This is a genomic window from Saccharothrix sp. ST-888 (assembly GCF_000955975.1).
Lineage (GTDB): Bacteria > Actinomycetota > Actinomycetes > Streptomycetales > Streptomycetaceae > Kitasatospora.
This window is the reverse complement of sequence record NZ_JYJF01000069.1, coordinates 1-24,153: the sequence shown is the minus strand read 5'-3', so window position 1 is coordinate 24,153 and position 24,153 is coordinate 1. Positions and strand designations below refer to the sequence as shown.

Sequence of the window (24,153 nt, the reverse complement as noted above, 5' to 3'; positions counted from 1 at the left end):
GTTTGCAGGAAACCATTGTACAATGTCACGTTACGTTGATTCTGGAACGTTCCCCCGCGCCAGGTGGGTTTCGTACTGCGCCGCCGCCACCGCGAGGTCCTGCCAGGCCATCCCCACGCCCTTGAAGAACCGTGGCCGGTCAGTCGGCACAACTGCCGTGCCGTTCACCAGTTCTGACAGATTAGCAAGTGGCTCGCCGGCCGTGAGGTCCCCGGCGGCGAGCGGGATCACCAGATCACCCGCCTCGCGCAGCGCGACCGCCCGTGCCTCCACATAGCGCGCCGAGCGGACCACCAGGGCGGTGTCCACCTCCCTGGCGTCGGGCCGGTGCGAGCCGACGGCCGCGACCGCCGCGTGCTCGGGCACCAGGCGCCCGTCGAAGAGCGGGCTGCGCGCGGTGGTGCAGCAGACCACCAGATCGGCGCCGGCCACCGCCTCCGGGGTGCCGACCCCGGCGGCCAGGCCGAGCGTCCGGGCGTGCGCGGCCAGCGCCTCGGCGGGGGCCGCGCTGCGGGCGACCACGGTGACCCTGGTCAGCGGACGGACGGCGTGCAGCGCCTCCAGGTGCCCGTACGCCTGCGGCCCGGCGCCGAACAGCACCAGGTGCCCGGCCTCGGGCGCCGCCAGCCGCCGCATGGCCAGCGCGGTGACGGCGGGGGTGCGCAGGGCGGTGAGGGCGGCACCGTCGAGCAGCGCGAGCGGTTGCAGGGTGGGGCCGTCCAGCAGGAGGTAGCTGCCGGTGATCCGGGGCAGGCCGCGCCCGGGGTTGGCGGGGACGACACCGGCGGTCTTCACGCCCGCGTACCGGCCGTCGGCGGCCGGCATCAGCAGCAACTCACCCGCCGGGACGGGGACATGGGCCCTGGGCGGGCAGAGCTCGGGGTCGAGCCCGCCGAGCAGGGTGTCCGCCAGGGCGGCGACCGCCTGCGCGGGCGTCAGGTCGAGCGGGAGCACCGGGGTCACAGCAGGAAGCCCGTGCCGAGCGGGTCGTCCCCGTCGAGCAGGAAGCGGTGCTCGCCGGTGCGGTGGGTGGCGCCGGTGATCTCGGTGAGGACGCCGTCGGGGTGCGCACCGAGCAGGCGGCCGGTGAAGACCGTACCGATGACGGACTCGTGCCGCAGTTCCTCGCCGGGCGCAAGCAAGCCGTCGGCGGCGAGCAGGGCCAGCCGGGCGGAGCTGCCGGACCCGCACGGGGACCGGTCGACCTGGCCGTCGGCGAAGACGGTGACACTGCGCTGGCTCGGACCTGACGGCCCGTCGGGCAGCTCCTGGTACAGGATCACCCCGTAGACGCCGGACAGCCGGGGGTCGGCGAGGTGGCGGGCGGCGGGCTCCCCGGCGAGCGCGGCGCGGATCTCCCGCCCGGCTGCGGTGAGTTCGGGCAGCTGCTCGGTGCCGACGTCGATCCCGAGGTCTGCGGCGCGGACGGAGGCGTAGCAGGCGCCCGCGTGCACGAGGTCGACCGCGACCCGCCCGCGCGAGGTGGCCACCGGCAGCCTGCGGGCGCCGATCCGGGCCGGGACGTTGCGGAACGCCACCGCGGTGGTCCGGCCGCCGCTGCGGTGGACGGCCGCGGTGACCCGGCCGGACGGGACGTCGATCCGGACCCGGGCAGTACCGTCCTCGGGTGCGCCGACCAGTCCGCAGTCCACGGCCCAGGCGGCGAGCGCCATGGTCCCGTGGCCGCAGGCCGTCGAGTAGCCGTCCTTGTGCCAGAAGAGCACGCCCAGTTGGGCCCCGTCGTCGTCGGGCGGGACGAGGAAGCCCCCGTACATCCCGGCGTGGCCGCGCGGTTCGCGGCTGAGCAGCTGCCGGATGCGGTCCAGTGCGCTCGGCCGCGGCGAGGTCGCGCTGCCGCCCGCGCCGATCGCCACCGCCCGCCGCTCGGCGACCGAGTCCCCGGGGACGGGCGGCAGTCCGGCGGTGACGATCCGGAACGGCTCCCCGGCCGTGTGGTAGTCGACCGCCTCGACGACCACCCGGTCCCCCGGTGGCGCCTGCCCGGCCGGGCCGCTCACCGCGCCGTCCCGGCCGGCAGCAGCGTCACCGTACGGCTGGCGGTGAAGAAGTCCAGCACCGCCTGCCCCTGCTCCCGTGCCCCGTGGCTCGCCGACTTCGTGCCGCCGAACGGCAGGTGGAAGTCCACACCGCTGGACGGCGCGTTGATCCGGATCATGCCGGCGTCCAGGCGGTCGGCAGCGGCCAGCGCGGTGTCCAGGTCACGGGTGTGCACCGAGGCGGCCAGGCTGTGCCGGGTGCCGTTGGCCAGCGCGACCGCCTCGTCCAGGTAGGCGGCGGGCAGCAGGACGGCCACCGGCCCGAAGAACTCCTCGACCAGCAGCGGGTGTTCGGCCGGCACTCCGGCGAGCAGGGTCGGTTCGACGAACCACCCGGGGCGGTCCACCCGGGCGCCACCGGTCAGCACCTCGGCCCCGGCCGCCCGCGCGGAGCCGATCGCGCCGGTCAGCCTGGTCAGCGCGGCCTCGCCGATCACCGGCCCGCAGACCGTCGCCGGATCGCCCGGATCGCCGGCCGGGGTGGCGCCCAGCGCCTTGACCAGCGCCTCGGCCAGCGGCTCGTACGCGCTGCCGACGGCGATCACCCGGCTGGTGGCGGTGCACTTCTGGCCCGCGTAACCGGCGATGGCGGCGGCGAGGTGGGCGGCGGCCTGGCCGAGGTCCGCGTCGGGCAGGACGACGGCCGCGTTCAGACCGCCCATCTCCGCCTGGACCGGGATGCCGCGCCCGGTGGCCGCCGCGACCACGGCCTGCCCGACCGCGGTCGACCCGGTGAAGGAAACCACATCGGCCGCCGCGACCAGCGCTCCGCCCTCCGCCGCGCCGCCAGGCACGACCGTCAGCACGCCCGCCGGCAGGCCGGCCAGTTCCGCCAGGCGCAGCGCGCAGGCCGTGCCCTCGGGCGCGGGCTTGAGCACCACCGTGTTGCCGACGGCCAGCGCGGGCGCGGCCTTCCAGGTGGGAATGGCCAGCGGGAAGTTCCACGGGGTGATCAGCCCGGCCACCCCGTACGGACGGCGCCGGGTGAGCAACAGCCCCTCCCCGGCCGCCGGTTCGTGCGCGGCACCCGAAGGCGCGTACGGGGCCTGGGCGTAGTAGCGCCAGATCGCGGCGGTCCTGGCCACCTCACCCCTGGCCTCGGCGAGCGGCTTGCCGACCTCCCGGACGATCAGCGCGGCCAGCTCGCCGGCGTGCGCCTCGACCGCCTCGGCGGCGTGGGTGAGAGCGGCGGACCGCGCGGCCGCCCCGGCGCCCCGCCACCCGGGCTGGGCGGCGCGCGCCCGCTCGACGGCGGCGGCGGTGCCGGCCGCCCCCGCCGCCTCGACGCGGACCACCAGGTCGCCCGGATCAGCGGGGCTGTAGGAACTGACTGTCACAACAGAGCCTTCCACTCGTACTGCCACTGGTACTGACGGTCGCCCCTCGGGGAGTTCAGAGCAGGAAGCCCGCCGGAAACGGGTCGCTCGGATCGAGGAAGTACTGCGCGGTGCCGGTGATCCAGGCCCGCCCCGTGACGGTCGGGACGACGGCGGGACGGCCCGCCACCTCGGTCTCCTCGACCAGGCGGCCGGTGAAGCCGGTGCCGAGGAAGGACTCGTTGACGAAGTCCCGGCCGAGCGGGAGTTCACCGCGCGCGTGCAGCTGGGCCATCCGCGCACTGGTGCCGGTACCGCAGGGCGAGCGGTCGAACCACCCGGGGTGGATGGCCATCGCGTGCCGCGAGCGCTCGGCGGTCGAACCGGGCGCGAGCAGCTGCACGTGGTGGCAGCCGTGGATCCCCGGGTCCTCGGGGTGCACCGGCCGGTCGTCGCCCGCGTTGACGGCGGCCATCACCGCGAGCCCGGCGTCCAGGATCTCCTGCTTGCGGGCCCGCTCGAACGGCAGCCCGAGCTCGGCGAGCGGCAGGATGGCGTAGAAGTTGCCGCCGTACGCGAGGTCGTACGCCACCGTGCCGTAGCCGGGCACGTCCGCCTTCCGCCCCAGCGCCACCGAGAACGACGGGACGTTGCGGATGGTGACCGCCGTCGCGGCCCCGTCCCGCACCTGGACCTCGGCCACCACCAGGCCGGCCGGGGTGTCGAGACGGACGGTGGTGACCGGCTCCACCACCGGCACCATTCCCGTCTCGACCAGCACGGTGGCCACCCCGATGGTGCCGTGCCCGCACATCGGCAGCAGTCCCGAGACCTCGATGTAGAGCACCCCGAAGTCGGCGTCCGGCCGGGTGGGCGGCTGCAGGATCGCGCCGCTCATCGCGGCGTGGCCGCGCGGCTCGTACATCAGCAGGGTCCGGAAGTGGTCCAGGTGCTGCTGGAAGTGGATCCGGCGGTCGGCCATGGTGGCGCCGGGGATGGTGCCGAACCCGCCGGTGATCACCCGGGTCGGCATGCCCTCGGTGTGCGAGTCGACGGCATGGAAGACATGACGGCTGCGCATGCGGTGCTCCCTCGGAATCGCTGCTGACGGCGGGTCAGTCGAGGCCCTCGGCGACGGCCTTCTCGGTGGCGGCCCGCACGGCCGCCTCGATCTCCGGTGCCAGTGGCAGGCGCGGCGGACGGGTACGGCCGCCGGGGCGTCCGACGATGTCCATGGACAGCTTGATGGCCTGGACGAACTCGGTTCTGGAGTCCCAGCGCAGCAGCGGGTGCAGGGCCCGGTAGAGCGGCAGGGCGGCCCCCAGGTCGCCGGCGACGGCGGCCCGGAACAGTCGGACGCTCGCCTGCGGCAGCGCGTTCGGGTAGCCGGCGATCCAGCCGACGGCACCGGCCAGCGCCAGCTCCAGCAGCACGTCGTCGGCGCCGATCAACAGGTCCAGGCCGGGCGCCAGTTCGGCGATCTCGTAGGCCCGGCGGACGTCGCCGCTGAACTCCTTGACCGCCACGATCGAGCCCTCGCCGTGCAGCCGGGCGAGCAGCTCGGGGACCAGGTCCACCTTGGTGTCGTACGGGTTGTTGTACGCGACGACCGGCACACCGACCCGCGCCACCTCGGCGTAGTGGGCGCGCACGGCGTCCGCCTCGGCACGGAAGGCGTTCGGCGGCAGCAGCAGGACCGAACCCGCACCGGCCTCGGCGGCCTGCTCGGCCCAGCGGCGCGACTCGGCGCTGCCGTACGCGGCGACGCCGGGCATCACCCGCGAGCCGTCGCCCGCCGCCTCGACGGCGGTGGTGACCACCCGGGCGCGCTCCGCGTCGGTGAGGGTCTGGTACTCGCCGAGCGAACCGTTGGGGACGACACCGTCGCAGCCGGAGTCGATCAGCCAGCGGACGTGCTCGGCGTAGGCGTCGTAGTCCACGGAGAGGTCTTCGCGCAGCGGCAGGGCGGTGGCGACCATGATGCCGCGCCAGGGACGGGCGGGCTCGTGCAGTGCGAGAGACACGGGGCAACAGCTCCCTAATAGTGAGGTGTGACATTTTATATGCAGCCCAAGTCGGTCACAAGGGCTTTCGTGCAGGCGGTCAGCGGTCGGGACCCCGGGGGGCGAGGATCTGCCGCGAGCAGCCGTGCACAGCGCCGCCGGGCATCCCCGTCCCGCCGGCTCCCGGCCGGACGGGGACACCCCGGGCTCAGGACGGTTCGAGGTCGGCCAGTTGCGCGAGCGGCACCGGACGGGCCAGCGGACGGCTGTCCGCCCGAGCCGGACCGCCCCCCGACAGACAGGCCACCGCAGGTCCGCACATCCGGCCCTGACACCAGCCCATCCCGGCCCTCGTGAGCAGCTTGACGGTACGGGCGTCCGCCGCGCCGAGCTCCGTCACCGCCTCCCGGATCCGCGCGGCCGGCACCTCCTCGCAGCGGCACACCTCGGTGTCGGCGCGCAGCCACTGCGGCCAGCCGGGGCCCGGCCGGTGCGCGGCCGCCATCAGCTCGGCGAAGGCCCGCCGCCGCTGCCGGAAGGCCCGCAGCGCGGCCGGCACCGGCCGGCCGGCGATCACCCTGGCCGCCGACTCACCCTCGGCGACGGCGAGATCGGCACCTCCGACGCCGCAGGTCTCACCGGCCGCCCACAGTCCGGGCAGGCTGGTCCGCAGTCCGTCGTCCACGGCCAGCGCGACCGTCCCGTCGGGGGTCCGGCGGATCCTGGCACCGAGCTCGGTGGCCAGCTCGATCTGCGGCACCAGGCCGTGTCCGACCGCCAGCGCATCGCAGGCGATCCGCCGCGCGGTGCCGGGGACCGGCCGCCAGTCGCGGTCCAGCCGGGCCACGGTCACGGCCGTCACCCGGTCGGTACCGTGCGCCTCGACCACCGCACTGCCACGCCGCAGCCGTACGCCGTGCCGGAGCAGGGTCACACCGTGCCGGGCGCCCTCGACCAGCTTCGCCGGGTTGGCGGCCAGCGTGGCCAGGCTCCGGGCGTAGTGCAGATAGTCGGTCGCCTCTACCACGGCGGGGACCTCGGCCCCGGCGCTCACCAGCGAGGAGGCGGCGGCCAGCAGCAGCGGCCCGCTGCCCGCCACCACGATCCGCCGACCGGGCAGCACCAGGCCGGACTTCAGCATCGCCTGCGCACCGCCCGCCGTGACCACGCCCGGCAGAGTCCAGCCGGGGAAGGGCAGTTGGCGCTCGTAGGCGCCGGTGGCGAGCAGCACCGACCGCGCCCGGACGACCGCACGCCCGGCGGCTCCGGTCCACTCCGAGCCGAGGGTGGCGTGCAGCTGCCAGATCTCGCCGCGCTCCATCGTCCAGATGTGATGGTCCGTCAGGTAGTCGAGGCGTCTGGCGCCGGTGTGCGCCTTGAGCCGGCCGGAGAGCCGGGCGAAGGCGGCCCAGCCGTGGTGCAGCCGCTCCGGACGGGCGGCACCCAGGCCGGGCGCCGGATGCCGGTAGTACTGCCCCCCGGGCCGGGGGCCCGCATCCACCAGCGCACAGCGCAGCCCCAGCTCGGCGGCGGTCACGGCGGCGGCCAACCCGGCCGGCCCGGCCCCGACCACGGCCAGGTCGTAGACCTCACCCCCGGCCCGGCCCACCGGCCCGAGCGCTTCGGACGACTCGGGCGACTCGGGCGACTCGGGCGACTCGGGCCGCTCAGACTGCGAGGTCGGCACGGCCGTGGCCCTCCTGGGTGGTGACGACGTCGCCGGGCCGCGCGGGCAGCAGGCAAGTGCGCTGGTTGGGACGCCCGTTCACGGTGGCCAGGCAGTCGAAGCAGACCCCGATCCCGCAGAACGCCCCACGTGGTCGGCCCCCGACCCGAGTGGTGCGCCAGGCCAGGATGTCCTGCGCCCAGAGCACGGCGGCAATACTCCGGCCCGGGAGCGCGGGAAGCTCCCGACCGTCGAACTCGATGGTGTACGCGGCCGCTGGCTGCGCCCCGACCAACTCGGCAGGGGTCCGGCGCATGCTGCCTCCAATCCTCGACGAGGTACCCGAATCAGTCACGCCGCTCCCCTTGCCCCACACCGGAACCCGCCTCTGGCCCCCGCCCCGATCCGGAATCCGGCCCCGAAGCCGTACCCCGGCCCTGCCCCGACCCCGACCCCTGTCCCGGTCCGCCGTCCGGCGCCGCAGCGAAGCGGTCGGCCCGGAACGGGGTCAGGTCCAGCTCCGGCTGCTTGCCCACCAGCTGACGGCTGATCAGCAGACCGGTGGCGGGCGCCAGCCCGATGCCCGCGCCCTCGTGGCCGCAGGCGTGGTAGAGGCCGGGCCGCCGGGGGTCGGCCCCGATCGCGGGCAGGTGGTCCGGCAGATACGGGCGGAAGCCCCGGTACGCCCGCTGGACGGTGACCCCGGCGAGCACCGGGAACAGCGCGGCAGCCTGACCGGCCAGCCTCCGCAGCACCTCGACCGAGAGCGTCCGGTCGAACCCGACCCGCTCCCGGCTGGCGCCGATCAGCACCGGCCCGGCGGGCGTCCCCTCGACCACGGCGGAGGTCTGCAGTCCGGCCGATCCGCTGGCGACGTCCGCGACGTAGTCGGCGGCGTACACCTTGTGCCGGACGATCCTCGGCAGCGGCTCGGTGACCAGGACGAAACCGCGCCTGGGCAGCACGGGCAGCGCCACCCCGGCGAGCTCGGCCAGTGCGCCGCCCCAGGTACCGGCGGCGTTGACCACGGCGGGGGCGTCGATCCGCCCCCGGTCGGTGGTGAGACCGAGCACGGATCCGTCGCGACCGGTACGGACGGCGGTCACCGTCTCGCCCAGGCGCACTTCGGCCCCGGCCAGGCGGGCCGCCCGCAGCAGCCGGGCGGCCGCCAGGGCGGGCTGCACCTGGGCGTCCTGGGGGTAGTGGAAGCCGCCGGCCAGTCCGGGAGCCAGGTGCGGCTCCAGCTCGCGCAGGCGGTCACCCGCGATCTCCTCCGCCGCGACCCCGGCGGCCCGCTGCGCGGCGGCGAAGGCGCGCAGCGCGTCCGCCCCCGGCTGGCCCGAGGCGACCACCAGGCCGCCCTTGGGCTCGTACTCGATCGCCTCGCCGAACCCGTCCCCGGATTCGGCGAGCTCGCGCCAGAGCCGGGTGGAGAGCAGGGCGAGGTCGAGTTCGGGGCCGGGCTCCTTGTCGGAGACCAGCAGGTTGCCCTCGCCGGCGCCGGTGGTGCCGCCCGCGACCGGACCGCGGTCGACCACCGCGGCGGAGAGTCCGGCCAGCGTGGCGTAGTACGCGCAGGCGGCACCGACGACTCCGGCGCCGACCACCACGACGTCGTGGGGGGATCTGGTGAGCACCTCAGTAATATGTCACATGGCTTATGCCTTGCCAAGGGTACGCAAAAACAACAGGCCGCGAACCGGACGCAGCCCCGGGGCGGGTCACCCACGGCAGGAAACACGGAGGCCCCGGACCGCCGACGTCGGCGGTCCGGGGCCTCGATCCGGGCCGGGCCGGGATCAGGTGATGTCGTCCATCTGCCCCTGGCCCTCACCCTGGCGGGCGCCGGGGACGGGCGCGGGAGCGGCGGGTGCGGCCGAGGCGGTGACCGACTCGGCGGCGTCGACCTCGTCGACCGAGAGGTCCACGTGCGAGGCCTCGTCGTCGTCCAGGCCGGCGTCGGGGTTGCGGCGGGCCCGGCGGCGGTCGTTGAACAGCGCGATGCCCACCGCGAGGAAGTACAGCGCCCAGATCGGCGCGGCCAGTACGAGCATGCTGACCGGGTCGGCGCTGGGGGTGGCGAAGGCGGCGAAGACGGTGATGCCCATCACCATGCCGCGCCACCAGCCGAGCAGCCGCTTGCCGGAGACCACGCCGCCGAAGTTGAGCATCACCAGCAGCAGCGGGAACTCGAAGGCGAGGCCGAAGACCAGCACCATCCGGGTGGCGATGTCGAAGTAGTTCTCCGGCGGCAGGATCGGGGTGGTGCCGTTGGGACTGAACGAGATCAGTACCTGCACTGTGGTCGGCAGCAGCAGGTAGGCGACGGCCACACCGGCCAGGAAGAGCGGGGCCCCGCCGACGATGATGCCGACCGCGTATCGGCGTTCGTGCCGGTGCAGCCCGGGTGCCACGAAGGCCCACAGCTGGTACAGCCAGACCGGGACGGCGGCGACCACACCGGCGGTGAGCGCCACCTTCAGGGTCAGGGTGAAGGGCGTGGTCAGGCCGATGGTGGAGACCTGGGCGCACTTGCCGTGGAAGTGCGCGGCCTCCTCCGGGGTGTTGCACTTCGGCAGCGGCTGCATCAGGAACGACTCGAGCTGCCGGTGGTAGATCGCCGCGATGATCGTGAACAGCACGATGGCCAGGGCCGACTTGACCACCCGGTTCCGCAGTTCACGGAGATGGTCGGCGAGGGCCATCCGGCCCTCGGGGTCCTTGGTCGGTTTCGAAGACTTGCTCAACCCCGGTCCTCAACTCGTGCGACGAAGCCCGCCGGGCGACGGGCTCCGATTAGTAAGTGTGCCGTCTGCTCAGTCCTGCTGGGCCGGGCCCTGCCCGGAGACCGGCCTGGAGCTCCCGGAGTCGCCCGGCGCGGCCTTGATCGTCCTGGGCGCCTCCACGGCCGGCTGCGCGGCGGGCGCGGCCGACGGGTCCTCGCGCATCGCCTTGGTCTCGCTCTTCAGGATCCGCAGCGACCTGCCCAGCGCCCGCGCGAGATCGGGCAGCCGCTTGCCGCCGAAGAGCGCGACGGCGAAGACCACGAGCAGCAGGAACGCGACCGGTGAGATCCTCATGTGCGACCACCTCTCCCGCAGGGGCAGCACTCCCCCACTCCGGGCGATGGTAGCCCCTGGACGTGTCACCGGGACAAACCCCGTCACCTCTCCGGCGCCACCCGAGGTCCAGACCAGCCGCGCGGACCGCCGTCCGCTCCGGCCCGGCCCTAGGACTGCCGGCCGACGGGCTGCCGGTCGGCGGGCTGCGTCATGGCTTCGGGCATCCGGAGCGGTTCTCCGGCGAGCTCGGTCGCCGCCGCGGCCAGCGCCCGCGAAGCGGTGTCCACCTCACGTGCGAGCGCCCGTACGTCCAGCCAGAGCCGACAGGCGAGCACCCCGAGGACGAGCAGGCCGGCGGTGGCCAGCAGAACGGCGGCAACGATGGTCCATGACACGGCGGTCGACTCTACCCGCTCGGACCCGACCGGCCGCGCGGCACCCCGGGGTGGGGGAGCCGCGCGGCCGGGCGGCTCCGCTCACCGGAGCCTCAGCCCTCCACCGGGAGCAGCCGCATGGTGCTCACCCCGGCGCCGGTCAGCGCCGCGACGATCTTCTCCCCCGCGGGCTTGCGTACCGCGACCCCGCACTCGGGGCAGGTGAAGGCGTAGAAGGTGCGCTCCTTGCTGGCGCCGAGCGCCAGCCGGAACGCCGCCGCCGGAAGCTCCACCTTCTCCCGGCAGTGCGAGCAGTAGACCTTGAACCTGGTGCCGGCATCCCCCACCGCTCAGACCTGCCCCTCCCGGTAGAGCTCCAGCGCGGCCAGCGCGGCGTCCCTGGCCTGATCGGCCAGCTGCGGCGGCGAGACGATCCGGCCCTCGCGGCCGAGTCGCAGGGCCAGCGGGCGCAGCCCGGCGGGGTCGGCGCTGCGCAGGGTGATCCGCAGCCCGCCGTCGGGCAGTTCCTCGGCCGCGTCGTGGGTGTAGTACTCGGCGACCCAGCGGCCGCCGGGGCCGACCTCGACCACCACCTCGGGGTCGTCGGCGGCGGGGTTGACCAGTCCGGCGGACAGGTCGCGCGGCTCCAGCCGGGGCGGGTCCGCGGGCTCGTCCAGGATCTTGATCTCGGCGATCCGGTCGAGGCGGAAGACCCGCCGGTCCTCGGAGGTGCGGCACCAGCCTTCCAGGTAGGTGTGGCCCTCGGTGACCAGCCGGATCGGGTCGACCTCGCGCTCGGTCATCCCGCCGCGGCCGTGCGACCAGTAGCGCAGCCAGATCAGCCGGCGCTCGCTGAGCGCCCGGTCGATGTCGGCGAAGACCTGGCCCTCGGCCTCGAAGGTGACCCCGACCCGGGCGCTGGACTCGGCGCTCTCGCCGGCCGCGTCCTCGATCTTGGCGACGGCCCGGGTGAGGGCCTGCCGGTCCCGCTCGCGCAGTCCGGGCAGCCCGGCCACCGCGCGGGCGGCGACCAGCAGCGCGGTCGCCTCGTCCGCGGCCAGCCGCAGCGGCTGGGCGACGTCGTCGACGTTGTGCCACCAGATCCGCTCGCCGTCGGTGTCGATGTCGAGCAGGTCACCGCCGCGGAAGCTGGTGCCGCACATCGGCAGCACGTTGAGGTCGTTGATCAGCTCCCGCTCGGTGATCCCGAACGCCCGGGCCACCTCGGCCACCTCGGCGCCGGGACGTTCGCGCAGGTAGGTGACCAGCGAGAGCATCCGCCGGGTCTGGTCGATCGCGTTGCTCATACGGCTGCTCCCGCCTCGTCGAGGCCATCGGAATCGGCACCCTTGAGACCGGCCACGGCACGCAGCCGGTCGATGACATCCACCCGCAGTTCCTCGGGTCCGAGCACGAGGAGGTCGGGCCCGAACTCGGCGAGGTCGGCGCCGAGGCCGTTGCCGTACGGGATCTCCAGCTCGTCCCAGTCGCCGTCCACCTGGCGGGTGCTCAGCGCCTTGGTGCGCAGCGGGAAGCCCGCTCCCCTGCGCAGCCGGACGGTGGCGGTGGCGGTGGCGCCCTCGCCGGCGAAGGAGGCGACCACGGCACGGACGTCCACGTGCTCGGGGACGGCGCCGGTGAAGGAGCCCGCCCGGGAGCGGACCTTGCCGGTGATCCGGCTGAGCCGGAACACCCGGGCGTCCTGGCGGTCGCGGTCCCAGCCGGCCAGGTACCAGTGGCCGCGCCAGCACTCCAGTGCCCACGGCTCGACCGAACGCGGTTCGGCGGTGGCCGCGCCGGCCTTGCGGTACTCGAAGCCGACCGGCCGGCGGTCGCGGGCGGCGACCAGCAGCGGTTCGAAGGCGGCCTCCCGGGCCGGGATGCGCGGCTGCAGTGCGCCGGGCTCGGTGTCCTCGCTGAAGGGCACCCCGGCCGCGCGGAGCTTCTGCAGGGCACCGCTGGCGGCGCCGGACATCTTGGCCTGCTGCCAGACCCGGGCGGCCACCGACAGGGCGGCGGCTTCCTCGGCGTCCAGGGCGATCTCGGGCAGCCGGTTGCGGTCGCGGCGGGCGAGGTAGCCGATCTCGCCGTCCAGGGCGTTCTCGTCGACGTCGATGACCAGGCCGAGTTCGCGCAGGTCGTCCTTGTCCCGCTCGAACATCCGGTTGAAGGCGTCCTCGCTGCCCTGCTGCCAGGCTTCACGGTAGGCCTCGATGGACTCCCGCAGCTCCTTCTTGGAGAGCGGACGTCTGGTGTTCATCAGGCACAGGGCGAGGTTCATCAGCCGCTCTGCCTTGGCGATCGCCATCGCGGACCCTTCCTGGGGGACATTCACACTGCGGACATTCATGCTCGGGCGACCCGACCGTACCGGTCCGGGCACGCGCTGCAAAAGCCGGAGCGTGAACCGGGGCGCGGTACGGCTCAGGGCCGCACCCCGCGAGGCGGAGTACGGCCCTGAGTCAGCTGATCAGACGCCGAGCAGGTCGACGACGAAGATCAGGGTCGAGCCCGCCGGGATGAGCGGGCTCGGCGACTGGTTGCCGTAGGCCAGGTGGGCCGGGATGATCAGCTCGCGGCGGCCGCCGACCTTCATGCCCTGGACGCCCTGGTCCCAGCCCTTGATGACACGGCCGGCACCCAGCGGGAAGCGGAACGACTGGTTCCGGTTCCACGAGGCGTCGAACTCCTCACCGGTCTCGAAGGTGACACCGACGTAGTGGACCTCGACCATGGCACCGGCCTTGGCCTCGGCGCCCTCGCCGACCTTGATGTCGCGGATCTGCAGTTCCTTCGGCGCGTCGCCGCCCGGGAAGTCGATCTCCGGCTTGGTGATGCTCACAACTGACTCTTCTCGTTCGCTGGTACACACGACGGAGCGGCAGACGCCCGTACGAAGAACCGTACGGGCACCCACCGCCCACTCCGGTCAGGGCCGACGGCGGGTCGCCCCGCGTCGGTCACCGGACCATTCTCGGCTAGCTGTCGGCCACGCCGACACCCGCATCCAGAATGTCGATCACGAAGACAAGTGTCGAATTCGCCGGGATCGACCCCTTGGCCTGGTCCTTGTAGCCGAGCGAGGCCGGCACCACCAGTTCGATCCGGCTGCCGATGTTCTGGCCGACCACGCCCTTGTCCCAGCCCTCGATGACGTTGCCGCCACCGGTGACGAAGCTGAACGCCTGCCCCCGGTCGAGCGAGGAGTCGAACTTCTTGCCGTCCTTGTAGAGCGCACCGGTGTACTGGACCACGACCTTCTCACCGGCCTCGATCTTCCGGCCCTTGCCCTGGATCAGCACCGCCGACTTGAGCTCGGTCGGGTCCGCCACGCCCGGCTCCGGGGTGATGTCGGCGGCCTTCTTGCCGTTGTCCTTCACCTTGGGCATCCCGGCCGGCGGGTCCGCCATGTCACCGCTGAGCGTGGCGTCCGGGGCGGTCGCCTGCCGGATGTCGAGCACGAAGACCAGGTTGTCGGTGCCGGCGACCCCCATCGAGCTGTTGCCCTGGGCGCCGAACGCGGCGGCCGGCGGGGCCACCACCAGCACCCGGCTGCCCACCTTGTGCCCGGCCACCGCGCTGTCCAGGGCCGGGATCAGGGTGCCCGTACCGGCCTGGTAGAGCTGCGGCTTGCCGCGCTCGTACGAGCCCTCGATGTCCTTGCCGGTGGTCCAGTCCTTCGCGGTGAAGTCAACCGTGACCCAGTTGCCCTTCTCGACCTTCGGACCGCTGCCCTCGGAGACCTGCTTGACCACGAAGGAGCCGTCGGCGGCCTCCTTGGGCACCTCGATGCCGGCCTTCTTGCCGAAGTCGCCACTGATCGTCGGCAGCACCTTGGCGGTGTCCTTGATCTGCGGGACGGGATCCGCGCTCGGCGCGGTCGAGGTCGGCGTGGGGTCGGCCTGCTTGGTGGTGCCCGAGTCCGACTTGTTGGTCAGGTAGAGCGTCACGCCACTGCCGACCAGCAGCACCGCCAGCACCGTGCCGAGGACCACACCGAGCCGGCCGGCCGACCCCGGGTTCTCGTCGTACCCGGACTCGTCGACCTCCTTCTTGCGCACGTTGGAGGCGAACACCTGCGGCGTCTCCTCGTCCCGCTCCTCGCCGCCCGCGACGGGCTGCACCGGGACCTGCCCCCAGCCCGCCTGCTGCTTCAGGATCGACGGCGGCACCACGATCGACTCACCGTCGCCCGGCAGCGGGCCACCGGGCCTCGAGGCGGCCGGGTCACCGACCGCACCGCCGCCCGCCGTGCCCTTGCCCTGGCCCGAAGTGTTCTCAGTCATGACTCCCCGTCCATCCCAGCGGTCCGCCCCCTCACCAGGGCCTGACGACTCATACCACATGCCAAAGGGCAGCAGTATGTCAGGTGATGATGAGGCCGGGCAGTTTCCCCGCCCAGGCCGTCCCGCGGCTACGGCCATCGAGGTTACGCGAGGAACACCCGGCGGACCCCGCCGCGGCGGGCGGCGGGGTCCGCCGCGGCCGGCTAGACCGCCTCGAGGATGTCGATCACGAAGACCAGCGTCGAGTTCGGCGGCACCGCCGTCTGCGGCTTGTCCTCGTAACCGAGCGCCGGGGGCACCACCAGCTCCACCCGGCTGCCCACCGTCTGGCCGACCAGGCCCTGGTCCCAGCCCTTGATCAGGCTTCCGGTGCCCACCTGCAGCGCCTGGGCGCCGCCGTGGCTCCAGGAGGAGTCGAACTGCTGGCCGTTGCTCCACAGCACCCCGGTGTACTGCACCACGATGGTCTGCCCGGCCTGCACCTGCTTGCCGTCGCCCTTGACCAGCACGGACTTCTCCAGGTCGGTCGGCGGGGCCTGACCGGCCGGAATGGTGATCGTCGGGGCGGCCTTGCCGTTGTCCTTGACCTGCGGCATGTTGGGCGTCGGCTCGGTGATCGCCCCGGTGATGGTGGCGTCCTGCGGAACGGCCTGCATGATGTCCAGCACGAAGACCACCGTGTCACCGGCCTCCACCCCGAGCCTCGAATTCCCCTGGGAGCCGAACGCGGCCGCCGAAGGGGCCACCACCAGCACCCGGCTGCCCACCTTGCGGCCGATCACCCCCTGGTCGAAGGCCGGGACCAGCTGACCGCTCGAGGCCTGGAACAGCTGCGGCTTCTGGTTGGCGTCGTACGAGCTGCCGACGTCCTTCCCCTTGGTCCAGTCCTTCGCGGTGTAGTTGACCGTCACCCAGTCGCCCTTGGCGACCGTCGCCCCCTCGCCCTCGCTCAGCGTGCTCACCACGAACTGCCCGCTCGGCTGGCCCGGCGGAATCGTGATGGTCGCCTTGCTCCCGAAGTCCCCGGCCACCGTCGGCATCGGAGAGGCGGAGGCGACCGGGCTCGGCACCGCGGCCACCGAGGCCGAGGCACTCGGCGAGGCGCCCGGCGAGGAGGAGGTCCCGCTGCTGCAGGCGGCGAGCAGCGCCAGGGGAAGGGCAACCAGAAAACCGGCGATTCTGCGCATACCGGTCAGCCTATGGCCCGATTCGTCCCCCACCGCGCAGACACAGCGCGCAGACGAAGGGATGGTGACCGGACCAGCCGTCCGATCACCATCCCCGAGCAGGCGTCACTTGACGGTTGCTCACATACCGGCGATGAGCTTCTCCACCCGCTCGTCCACCGACCGGAACGGGTCCTTGCACAGGACCGTGCGCTGCGCCTGGTCGTTCAGCTTCAGGTGCACCCAGTCCACCGTGAAGTCGCGGCGCTGCTCCTGCGCCCGCCGGATGAAGTCGCCGCGCAGCCGGGCCCGGGTGGTCTGCGGTGGCACCGACTTGGCCTCGAAGGTCTTCAGGTCGTTGGTGACCCGCTGCGCCTGCCCCTTGTTCTGGAGCAGGTAGAACAGGCCACGCCGGCGGTGGATGTCGTGGTACGCCAGGTCGATCTGGGCCACCCTCGGGTGGGACATGCTCATCTGGTGCTTCTCGCGGTAGCGCTCGATGAGCTTGTACTTCATGATCCAGTCGATCTCGGTGGAGACCCTGGCCAGGTCCTCGGTGCGCACCGCCTCCAGGGTGCGGCCCCACAGGTCCAGCACACGGGCCACTGTGCCGGTGTTGATGCCCTTCCGGTCGGCGAAGTCCAGCGCCTTGGTGAAGTACTCCTCCTGGATGTCCAGCGCGCTGGCCTCCCGGCCGTTGGCGAGCCGGACCTGGTGGGTGCCGGTGAGGTCGTGGCTGACCTCGCGGATCGCCCGGATCGGGTTCTCCAGGGTCAGGTCGCGCATCACGACCCCGGCCTCGATCAGGCGCAGCACGAGGTCGGTGGCGCCGACCTTGAGCAGGGTGGTGGTCTCCGACATGTTGGAGTCGCCGACGATGACGTGCAGCCGGCGGTAGCGCTCGGCATCGGCATGCGGCTCGTCGCGGGTGTTGATGATCGGACGGGAGCGGGTGGTCGCCGAGCTGACGCCCTCCCAGATGTGCTCGGCCCGCTGGCTGACGCAGAACACCGCACCGCGCGGCGTCTGCAGCACCTTGCCCGCGCCGCAGATCAGCTGGCGGGTGACCAGGAAGGGGATCAGGATGTCGGCCAGCCGGGAGAACTCGCCGTGCCGGGCCACCAGGTAGTTCTCGTGGCAGCCGTAGGAGTTCCCGGCCGAGTCGGTGTTGTTCTTGAAGAGGTAGACGTCCCCGGCGATGCCCTCCTCGTGCAGCCGCCGCTCGGCGTCCACGAGCAGGCCCTCGAGGATGCGCTCGCCCGCCTTGTCGTGGGTGACCAGTTCGACGACGTCGTCACACTCGGGGGTGGCGTACTCGGGGTGCGAGCCCACGTCGAGGTAGAGGCGGGCCCCGTTGCGCAGAAAGACATTGCTGCTGCGGCCCCAGGAAACTACGCGGCGGAAGAGGTACCTGGCCACCTCGTCAGGAGACAGTCGTCGTTGTCCCCGGAACGTACACGTGACACCGTACTCGTTCTCCAGCCCGAAAATTCGGCGGTCCATGACGCATCTTTTCTCTTCCGGGAGCCATCCGAAACCCTTGCGGGGCGATGGCAATCCAATCACGAGGAGATGTCAATTGGCCGTAGGCGTACGGGAGTCCCGTACGGCGGATCGACCGTACGGGACTCCCGCAGCCGGGCTACTGCGCCGTGTCGTCGGCGGCGTCCTCGTCCGCGGCGGCGCTCTCGTCGCCGCGGAGCAGGCGGCCGAGCTGGCCGCCGAGGATGCGCTTGAACTTGCGCTTCTGGAAGCGCTGGCGGTCGAGGACGGCGACCTCCAGCTGCTCGGGGGTGAGCACCCGCGGGGTGCCGCCGTTGGGGTCCCTGGCGAGGCCCTCCACGGCCACCTTGAGGGCCTCGGAGAGGCTCATCCCGGTGCGGTGGCGCTGGCCGATGTAGTTGCCGATGGAGTCGGCGTTGCCGCCGACCACCACGGTGTTCTTCTCGTCGACCACCGAACCGTCCGGGGTGAGCCGGTAGATCTGGTCGTCGTCACCGGTGCGGCCGACCTCGGCGACGATCAGCTCGACCTCGTATGGCTTCTCGCCGACCGAGGAGAAGATGGTGCCGAGCGTCTGGGCGTAGACGTTGGCCAGGCCCCGGGCGGTGACGTCGGCCCGGTCGTAGGAGTAGCCGCGCAGGTCGGCGTAGCGGACGCCGCCGATGCGCAGGTTCTCGAACTCGTTGTAGCGGCCGACCGCCGCGAAGGCGATCTTGTCGTAGATCTCGGAGACCTTGTGCAGGGCCCGCGAGGTGTTCTCCGCGACGAAGAGGACGCCGTCGGCGTAGGTGAGCACGACCACGCTGCGGCCGCGGGCGATGCCCTTGCGGGCGTACTCCGCGCGGTCCGCCATGGCCTGCTGGGGGGAGACGTAGAACGGCGTGGACACCGGTGGTCGTCCCTTCTGGTGAGGAGGTGGGCGGCCTAGAGGAGCGGGGCCTGCGGGCCGTCGGGGTGCTCGCGACGGTGGTTGGTGATGGAGACCGCGATCTCGGAGACCTCGGTGTCGGACAGCCTGCGGAAGCCGTCCTCGGTGATCAGCGAGACGATCGGGAAGATCTTGCGGGCCAGGTCGGGGCCCCCGGTCGCGGAGTCGTCGTCCGCCGCGTCGTACAGCGCCTGCACCACCAGGGTGGCGGCCTGATCGGCCGCCAGCCCGTCCCGGTAGAGCTTCTTCATCGAGCCGCGGGCGAACAGCGAGCCCGAGCCCGTGGCGGCGAACCCGCGCTCCTCGGAGCGGCCACCGGTGACGTCGTAGGTGAAGATCCGGCCCCGGTCGAGGTCCAGGTCGTAGCCGGCGAACATCGGGACGACGGCCAGGCCCTGCATGGCCATCCCGAGGTTGCCCCGGATCATCGTGGCCAGGCGGTTGGCCTTGCCCTCCAGGGAGAGCACCGTGCCCTCGATCTTCTCGTAGTGCTCCAGCTCCAGTTGGAACAGCCGGACCATCTCCACCGCGAGGCCCGCGGTGCCGGCGATGCCGACCGCGCTGTACTCGTCGGCCGGGAAGACCTTCTCGATGTCGCGCTGGGCGATCACGTTGCCCATGGTGGCCCGGCGGTCGCCGGCGATCACCACGCCGCCGTCGAAGACCGCGGAGACGATGGTGGTGCCGTGCGGTGCCTGGACGACGCCCTCGGGCAGGGTGCGGCCACCGGGGAGCAGCTCCGGCTTGTGCTGTGCCAGGAAGTCGATGAACGACGAGGACCCGGGGGTCAGGAAGGCGGCCGGTAGACGCCCGGTGCCACCAGTGTTGGCTTCCACTCGATTCCTTCCAGGTAGATCATTTCGGATGCCCCGGACCTTACCCGTTCTGCGGCGCCGAACCACATCGCGGGGACGTCCGATTATCAGCGCATTCGCGCGCAACGAGCCTCCAGGACCCATTGCGCGCGAATGCAAACCGTGTCAGGCCGACATTCGGCATCGGACCTTCAGGTCACTCTCCACCCTTCTGGACAAACTGCCGCACGAAATCTTCGGCATTCGACTCCAGGACGTCGTCGATTTCGTCCAGAACCGCGTCGACGTCATCGCTCAGCTTTTCCTGGCGTTCCTTGAGGTCCTCGGACTGCTGCGCGTCTGCAGCCTGCTCCTCGACCTCCTCGGAGGAGCGGTTCGCCCGCTGCTGGCCGCCACCGGTGTCCTTGCTCGCCATTTCCCTCACCCCGCTCGATTCGTCTCGCACGGTTGGTCTGCGGTGCTGCTGATCAGACCCTATCGACCGGGCGCGGATCCCGCTCCCAGTTCTACTTCAACGCTTCGCGCTCCCCCGGATGATTCCCATCCGGGAAGCGTTCACCCGTGGTGATCGGAAAGTCACCGGCCGTCTCAGCCGCCGGACAGCACCCGGACCAGGTCCTCGGCGGTGCGGCAGCGGTCGAGCAGCTCCTTGACGTGGTTGCGGGTGCCCCGCAGCGGCTCCAGGGTGGGGACGCGCTGGAGCGAGTCCCGCCCCGGCAGGTCGAAGATGACCGAGTCCCAGGAGGCCGCGGCGACGTGCTCGGCGTACTGCTCCAGGCAGCGGCCGCGGAAGTAGGCCCTGGTGTCCTCCGGCGGCTTGGAGACGGCCGCGGTGATCTCCTCGTCGGTGAGCAGCCGCTCGAAGCGGCCACGGGCCACCAGGCGGTTGTACAGGCCCTTGTCGGGGCGTACGTCGCTGTACTGCAGGTCGACCAGGTGCAGCCGGGGGTTGTCCCAGTCCAGGCCGTCGCGCTGGCGGTAGCCCTCCAGCAGCTCCTTCTTGGCGATCCAGTCGAGCTGCCTGGACAGGCTCATCGGATCGCGCTCCAGGCGGCCCAGGACGTCCTCCCAGCGGGCCAGGATGTCCTTGGTCTGGTCGTCGGCGTCCTGGCCGTAGCGGTCCTCGACGTACTTCTGCGCCAGCTCGCAGTACTCCATCTGGAGCTGGACCGCGGTCAGTTTCCGCCCGCTGCGCAGCGTGATCAGCTGGGTGAGCGAAGGGTCGTGGGAGATCCGGTGCAGAGTGCGGACGGGCTGGTCGATCGCGAGGTCGACGGCGATGAAGGCGTCCTCGATCATCGCCAGCACCAGCGAGGTGGTGCCCAGCTTGAGGTAGGTGGAGATCTCGGAGAGGTTGGCGTCCCCGATGATCACGTGCAGCCGGCGGTACTTCTCGGCGTCGGCGTGCGGTTCGTCGCGGGTGTTGATGATCGGGCGCTTGAGGGTGGTCTCCAGGCCGACCTCGACCTCGAAGTAGTCCGCCCGCTGGCTGATCTGGAAGCCGTCGGCGGAGCCGTCCTGGCCGAGGCCCACCCGGCCCGATCCGGTGACCACCTGGCGGGAGACGAAGAACGGGGTGAGGTGGCGGACGATGTCGGCGAACGGGGTCGCCCGCTTCATCAGGTAGTTCTCGTGGGTGCCGTAGGAGGCGCCCTTGTTGTCGGTGTTGTTCTTGTACAGGTGGATCCGCTGCCCGTTGGGCAGTTCCAGGGCCCGTAGCGCGGCCTCGGCCATGACCCGCTCGCCGGCCTTGTCCCAGAGCACCGCGTCGCGCGGGTTGGTCACCTCGGGCGAGCTGTACTCGGGGTGGGCGTGGTCCACGTAGAACCGCGCGCCGTTGGTGAGGATGATGTTGGCGAGGCCGATGTCCTCGTCGGTGAGCTGGCTGGCGTCCGCGACGTCCCGCGCGAGGTCGAAGCCCCGGGCGTCGCGCAGCGGATTCTCCTCCTCGAAGTCCCAGCGAGCCCGCCGCGCCCGGTGCATCGCCGCCGCGTACGCGTTGACGATCTGGGACGAGGTGAGCATGGCGTTGGCGTTGGGGTGTCCCGGCACCGAGATCCCGTATTCGGTCTCGATCCCCATCACGCGCCGTACGGTCATGCGGCCCTCCTTGCCCGGTGCCCTGCCCCGGCCGGGCCTGGCACTGACGTACCGCCTACATCACCATCGCCGGCGGACGCCCCGCCGAGGATGGGTCGAGCCTAGTCCTGAGACGAACCGTCCGGCTGCGGCCGTTTCGAAGCCGTAGCCGGACGGTAACCGGTGCCCGTGCAGATGCTGCTTACAGGTACTGCCCCGTGTTGGCGACCGTGTCGATGGAGCGGCCGGACTCGGCGCCCTGCTTCCCGGTGACCAGGGTGCGGATGAAGACGATCCGCTCGCCCTTCTTTCCGGAGATCCGGGCCCAGTCGTCCGGGTTGGTGGTGTTGGGCAGGTCCTCGTTCTCCTTGAACTCGTCGACGCAGGCGGCGAGCAGGTGGGAGACGCGCAGTCCGCGCTGGCCGTGGTCGAGGAAGTCCTTGATGGCCATCTTCTTCGCCCGGTCCACGATGTTCTGGATCATGGCGCCGGAGTTGAAGTCCTTGAAGTACAGGACCTCCTTGTCACCGTTGGCGTAGGTGACCTCCAGGAAGCGGTTCTCCTCGGTCTCCCCGTACATCCGCTCGACCACCGACTGGATCATCGCGGCCACGGTCGCCTCGACCGAACCGTCGTGCTCCTTGAGGTCGTCCGGGTGGAACGGCAGCGAGTCCTTGAGGTACTTGGAGAAGATGTCCTTGGCCGCCTCGGCGTCCGGACGCTCGATCTTGATCTTCACGTCCAGGCGTCCCGGCCGCAGGATCGCCGGGTCGATCATGTCCTCGCGGTTGGAGGCGCCGATCACGATGACGTTCTCCAGGCCCTCGACACCGTCGATCTCGGCCAGCAGCTGCGGGACGATGGTGTTCTCCACGTCCGAGCTGATGCCGGACCCGCGGGTGCGGAAGAGCGACTCCATCTCGTCGAAGAAGACGATGACGGGCGTGCCCTCGTTCGCCTTCTCCCGGGCCCGCTGGAAGACCAGGCGGATCTGCCGCTCGGTCTCGCCGACGAACTTGTTGAGCAGCTCCGGGCCCTTGATGTTCAGGAAGTAACTCTTGCCCTGCGGACGGCCGGTGACCTCGGCCACCTTCTTGGCCAGGGAGTTGGCGACCGCCTTGGCGATGAGCGTCTTGCCGCAGCCGGGCGGGCCGTAGAGCAGCACGCCCTTGGGCGGGCGCAGCTCGTACTCCTTGAACAGGTCGGCGTGCAGGTAGGGCAGCTCGACCGCGTCGCGGATCAGCTCGATCTGGTTGCTCAGACCGCCGATCTGCCGGTAGTCGATGTCCGGTACCTCCTCGAGGACGAGCTCCTCGACCTCCGCCTTGGGGACGACCTCGTACACATAGCCGGAGCGGGGCTCCAACAGGAGGGCGTCGCCGGGGCGGAGCGTGAGGTCGCGCAGCGGCTCGGCGAGCCGGACCACCCGCTCCTCGTCGGTGTGACCGGTGACCAGGGCGCGCTCGCCGTCCTCCAGGACTTCCTTGAGGGTGACGATGTCGCCGATGCTCTCGAAGGCCATCGCGTCCACGATGTTGAGAGCCTCGTTGAGCATCACTTCCTGGCCGCGACGCAGCTCTTCGAGCTCGACGCTGGGGCTGACGTTGACGCGGAGCTTGCGACCGCCGGTGAAGATGTCGGCGGTACCGTCCTCGTTGGCGCTGAGGAAGGTGCCGAATCCGGCGGGGGGCTGGGCAAGCCGGTCCACTTCCTCCTTGAGAGCCACGATCTGGTCGCGGGCCTCGCGCAGGGTGGAGGCAAGCCGTTCGTTCTGGGCGGTTACTCCGGCCAGATTGGTCTGGAGCTCGACGATGCGTTCCTCGAGGATTCTCGAGGTGCGCGGCGAGTCGGCAAGCTTGCGGCGCAGGACGGCAATCTCCTGCTCGAGGTACGAGACCTGAGCGGCCTCGTCGGAACCACGAGCGGGCCTGCCGGCGCTGCGGTTGTATTCGTCATCGTGGGCTGCCACGGTCCTCACCTCCTCCGGGGGAGCTGGACGCTTCCAGACCCTACCTGCACCCAGGGGTCCGTAAACCCCTAGATCAGAAAGATGGAACGGGCGTGTCCGATCTTCGCCCTTGCACGCTTCCCCTCTGCTAGGGAGATACCCACCGCGCACCACCCAAAGCAGACCAGATGTATCGTCGGTCAGGTCAATACCCGATCGTGACCCACAACGGAGCTCGGATCGGTGTACGAATGGCAGGAATGCCCCATCAAGGGCGACCAAGGACAGAAACGGCAGGGAACATGTCGGGCACCGGCGAAGCGCTAGAGGTCTGGATCGATCAGGATCTGTGCACCGGCGACGGCATCTGCGTGCAGTACGCGCCCGAGGTCTTCGAACTGGACATCGACGGCCTGGCGTACGTGAAGGGCGACAACGACGAACTGCGCCAACAGCCGGGCGAGAGCGTGCCGGTGCCGCTGACGCTGCTTCAGGACGTGGTCGACTCCGTCAAGGACTGCCCCGGCGACTGCATCCACGTCCGCCGGGCCGCCGACAAGGTCGAGGTCTACGGCCCCGACGCCGAGTAGGCCCCGGCCCGTTCCGTCCTCCTCGACGCGGGGTCAGGCCCGGCCGACCGGGGTCCTCGTCTCGGTCCGGGTCCACTGGGAGCCGTGCCGGGTCCAGCTGAGGTCGAGCACGAGGTCGGGGGCGAAGCGCGGAACCGCGGCGCTGGAGTAGCCCCGGGCAATACCGCTTATGGTTCCGTCGCTGCGCACCTTGAGGGCGGTGACGGTGAGTCGGTCGGCCTCGGTGAGCAGGCTCGCCTCGACGGTCGGACGGCCGTCGGGCCCCGCCGTGAGCAGGAAGACCGCGTCGCTCGGGGTGCCGGCCGGGGCCGCGCAGTGGGCGGTGGCCACCGTGCTCGGCACGCCGTCCAGCCTGGCGCC

At 71.7% G+C, this 24,153-nt stretch carries 25 protein-coding genes; 1 reads left to right on the top strand and 24 read right to left on the bottom strand.

Going from position 1 to position 24,153, the window contains the following annotated elements:
- Positions 1–30: 30 nt before the first annotated feature.
- The 23 genes from UK12_RS21210 to arc form a co-directional block, all read right to left on the bottom strand.
- Positions 31–963 (bottom strand): ornithine cyclodeaminase family protein, encoded by a 933-nt coding sequence (locus UK12_RS21210; protein WP_045304649.1) that lies wholly within the window; start codon positions 961–963, stop codon positions 31–33.
- Positions 960–2,018 (bottom strand): proline racemase family protein, encoded by a 1,059-nt coding sequence (locus tag UK12_RS21205; protein WP_045304648.1) that lies wholly within the window; start codon positions 2,016–2,018, stop codon positions 960–962. Before UK12_RS21205 ends, UK12_RS21210 begins: the two co-directional genes overlap by 4 nt.
- Positions 2,015–3,394, bottom strand: a complete 1,380-nt coding sequence (locus UK12_RS21200) for an aldehyde dehydrogenase family protein (RefSeq protein WP_082119807.1) — start codon at positions 3,392–3,394, stop codon at positions 2,015–2,017. Before UK12_RS21200 ends, UK12_RS21205 begins: the two co-directional genes overlap by 4 nt.
- Before the next feature lie 55 nt (positions 3,395–3,449).
- Positions 3,450–4,454 carry a proline racemase family protein gene (locus UK12_RS21195; RefSeq protein ID WP_045304646.1) on the bottom strand — a complete coding sequence of 335 codons (1,005 nt, stop codon included), beginning with the start codon at positions 4,452–4,454 and terminating at the stop codon, positions 3,450–3,452.
- Positions 4,455–4,488: 34 nt separating this feature from the next.
- Positions 4,489–5,352: a dihydrodipicolinate synthase family protein gene (locus tag UK12_RS21190; RefSeq protein WP_045304664.1), complete on the bottom strand. Its 864-nt coding sequence runs from the start codon at positions 5,350–5,352 to the stop codon at positions 4,489–4,491.
- 232 nt (positions 5,353–5,584) lie between these two features.
- On the bottom strand, positions 5,585–7,063 hold the full coding sequence (locus tag UK12_RS21185; protein WP_197085052.1) for an FAD/NAD(P)-dependent oxidoreductase: 1,479 nt from the start codon (positions 7,061–7,063) through the stop codon (positions 5,585–5,587).
- Positions 7,044–7,358: a (2Fe-2S)-binding protein gene (locus UK12_RS21180; RefSeq protein WP_045304645.1), complete on the bottom strand. Its 315-nt coding sequence runs from the start codon at positions 7,356–7,358 to the stop codon at positions 7,044–7,046. The genes UK12_RS21185 and UK12_RS21180 overlap by 20 nt, the downstream gene beginning before the upstream one ends.
- Before the next feature lie 31 nt (positions 7,359–7,389).
- A complete protein-coding gene (locus tag UK12_RS21175; RefSeq protein WP_082119806.1) occupies positions 7,390–8,679 on the bottom strand; it encodes an NAD(P)/FAD-dependent oxidoreductase in 1,290 nt (429 codons plus the stop codon).
- Positions 8,680–8,841: 162 nt separating this feature from the next.
- On the bottom strand, positions 8,842–9,789 hold the full coding sequence (tatC, locus tag UK12_RS21170) for a twin-arginine translocase subunit TatC (RefSeq protein WP_197085051.1): 948 nt from the start codon (positions 9,787–9,789) through the stop codon (positions 8,842–8,844).
- 69 nt (positions 9,790–9,858) lie between these two features.
- On the bottom strand, positions 9,859–10,122 hold the full coding sequence (gene tatA, locus UK12_RS21165) for a Sec-independent protein translocase subunit TatA (protein WP_045304643.1): 264 nt from the start codon (positions 10,120–10,122) through the stop codon (positions 9,859–9,861).
- Between the two features lie 149 nt (positions 10,123–10,271).
- The gene (locus tag UK12_RS21160; RefSeq protein WP_045304642.1) at positions 10,272–10,499 is read right to left on the bottom strand and encodes a hypothetical protein; all 228 of its coding nucleotides are present in this window, start codon (positions 10,497–10,499) and stop codon (positions 10,272–10,274) included.
- A gap of 92 nt (positions 10,500–10,591) precedes the next feature.
- Complete coding sequence (locus UK12_RS21155; protein ID WP_045304641.1) at positions 10,592–10,825, bottom strand: hypothetical protein; 234 nt, start codon at positions 10,823–10,825, stop codon at positions 10,592–10,594.
- 3 nt (positions 10,826–10,828) lie between these two features.
- Complete coding sequence (locus tag UK12_RS21150; protein WP_045304640.1) at positions 10,829–11,785, bottom strand: helix-turn-helix transcriptional regulator; 957 nt, start codon at positions 11,783–11,785, stop codon at positions 10,829–10,831.
- The gene (locus UK12_RS21145) at positions 11,782–12,786 is read right to left on the bottom strand and encodes a helix-turn-helix transcriptional regulator (protein ID WP_045304639.1); all 1,005 of its coding nucleotides are present in this window, start codon (positions 12,784–12,786) and stop codon (positions 11,782–11,784) included. Before UK12_RS21145 ends, UK12_RS21150 begins: the two co-directional genes overlap by 4 nt.
- Positions 12,787–12,948: 162 nt before the next feature.
- The gene (locus tag UK12_RS21140) at positions 12,949–13,320 is read right to left on the bottom strand and encodes an FKBP-type peptidyl-prolyl cis-trans isomerase (protein ID WP_045304638.1); all 372 of its coding nucleotides are present in this window, start codon (positions 13,318–13,320) and stop codon (positions 12,949–12,951) included.
- A 136-nt stretch (positions 13,321–13,456) separates the two neighbouring features.
- Positions 13,457–14,764, bottom strand: a complete 1,308-nt coding sequence (locus tag UK12_RS21135) for an FKBP-type peptidyl-prolyl cis-trans isomerase (RefSeq protein WP_052682041.1) — start codon at positions 14,762–14,764, stop codon at positions 13,457–13,459.
- Positions 14,765–14,967: 203 nt separating this feature from the next.
- Positions 14,968–15,951 carry an FKBP-type peptidyl-prolyl cis-trans isomerase gene (locus UK12_RS21130; protein ID WP_045304637.1) on the bottom strand — a complete coding sequence of 328 codons (984 nt, stop codon included), beginning with the start codon at positions 15,949–15,951 and terminating at the stop codon, positions 14,968–14,970.
- A 120-nt stretch (positions 15,952–16,071) separates the two neighbouring features.
- Entirely contained in the window at positions 16,072–17,433 is a 1,362-nt protein-coding gene (gene pafA / locus UK12_RS21125; RefSeq protein WP_045304636.1) for a Pup--protein ligase, read from the bottom strand.
- Between the two features lie 139 nt (positions 17,434–17,572).
- Positions 17,573–18,322, bottom strand: a complete 750-nt coding sequence (gene prcA, locus UK12_RS21120; protein WP_045304635.1) for a proteasome subunit alpha — start codon at positions 18,320–18,322, stop codon at positions 17,573–17,575.
- Between the two features lie 35 nt (positions 18,323–18,357).
- The gene (gene prcB, locus UK12_RS21115) at positions 18,358–19,197 is read right to left on the bottom strand and encodes a proteasome subunit beta (RefSeq protein WP_045304634.1); all 840 of its coding nucleotides are present in this window, start codon (positions 19,195–19,197) and stop codon (positions 18,358–18,360) included.
- 175 nt (positions 19,198–19,372) lie between these two features.
- Positions 19,373–19,591, bottom strand: a complete 219-nt coding sequence (locus UK12_RS21110) for a ubiquitin-like protein Pup (RefSeq protein ID WP_045304660.1) — start codon at positions 19,589–19,591, stop codon at positions 19,373–19,375.
- Between the two features lie 173 nt (positions 19,592–19,764).
- A complete protein-coding gene (gene dop, locus UK12_RS21105) occupies positions 19,765–21,276 on the bottom strand; it encodes a depupylase/deamidase Dop (RefSeq protein ID WP_045304633.1) in 1,512 nt (503 codons plus the stop codon).
- A gap of 181 nt (positions 21,277–21,457) precedes the next feature.
- Positions 21,458–23,224 carry a proteasome ATPase gene (gene arc / locus UK12_RS21100; RefSeq protein ID WP_045304632.1) on the bottom strand — a complete coding sequence of 589 codons (1,767 nt, stop codon included), beginning with the start codon at positions 23,222–23,224 and terminating at the stop codon, positions 21,458–21,460.
- Positions 23,225–23,505: 281 nt separating this feature from the next.
- Between arc and UK12_RS21095 the strand changes: the two genes are divergently transcribed.
- The gene (locus tag UK12_RS21095; protein WP_045304631.1) at positions 23,506–23,793 is read left to right on the top strand and encodes a ferredoxin; all 288 of its coding nucleotides are present in this window, start codon (positions 23,506–23,508) and stop codon (positions 23,791–23,793) included.
- Positions 23,794–23,826: 33 nt separating this feature from the next.
- On the opposite strand, the gene UK12_RS21090 is transcribed toward UK12_RS21095, so the two are convergent.
- Positions 23,827–24,153: hypothetical protein (locus UK12_RS21090; protein ID WP_045304630.1), on the bottom strand; the 327-nt coding region annotated here is incomplete at its 5' end.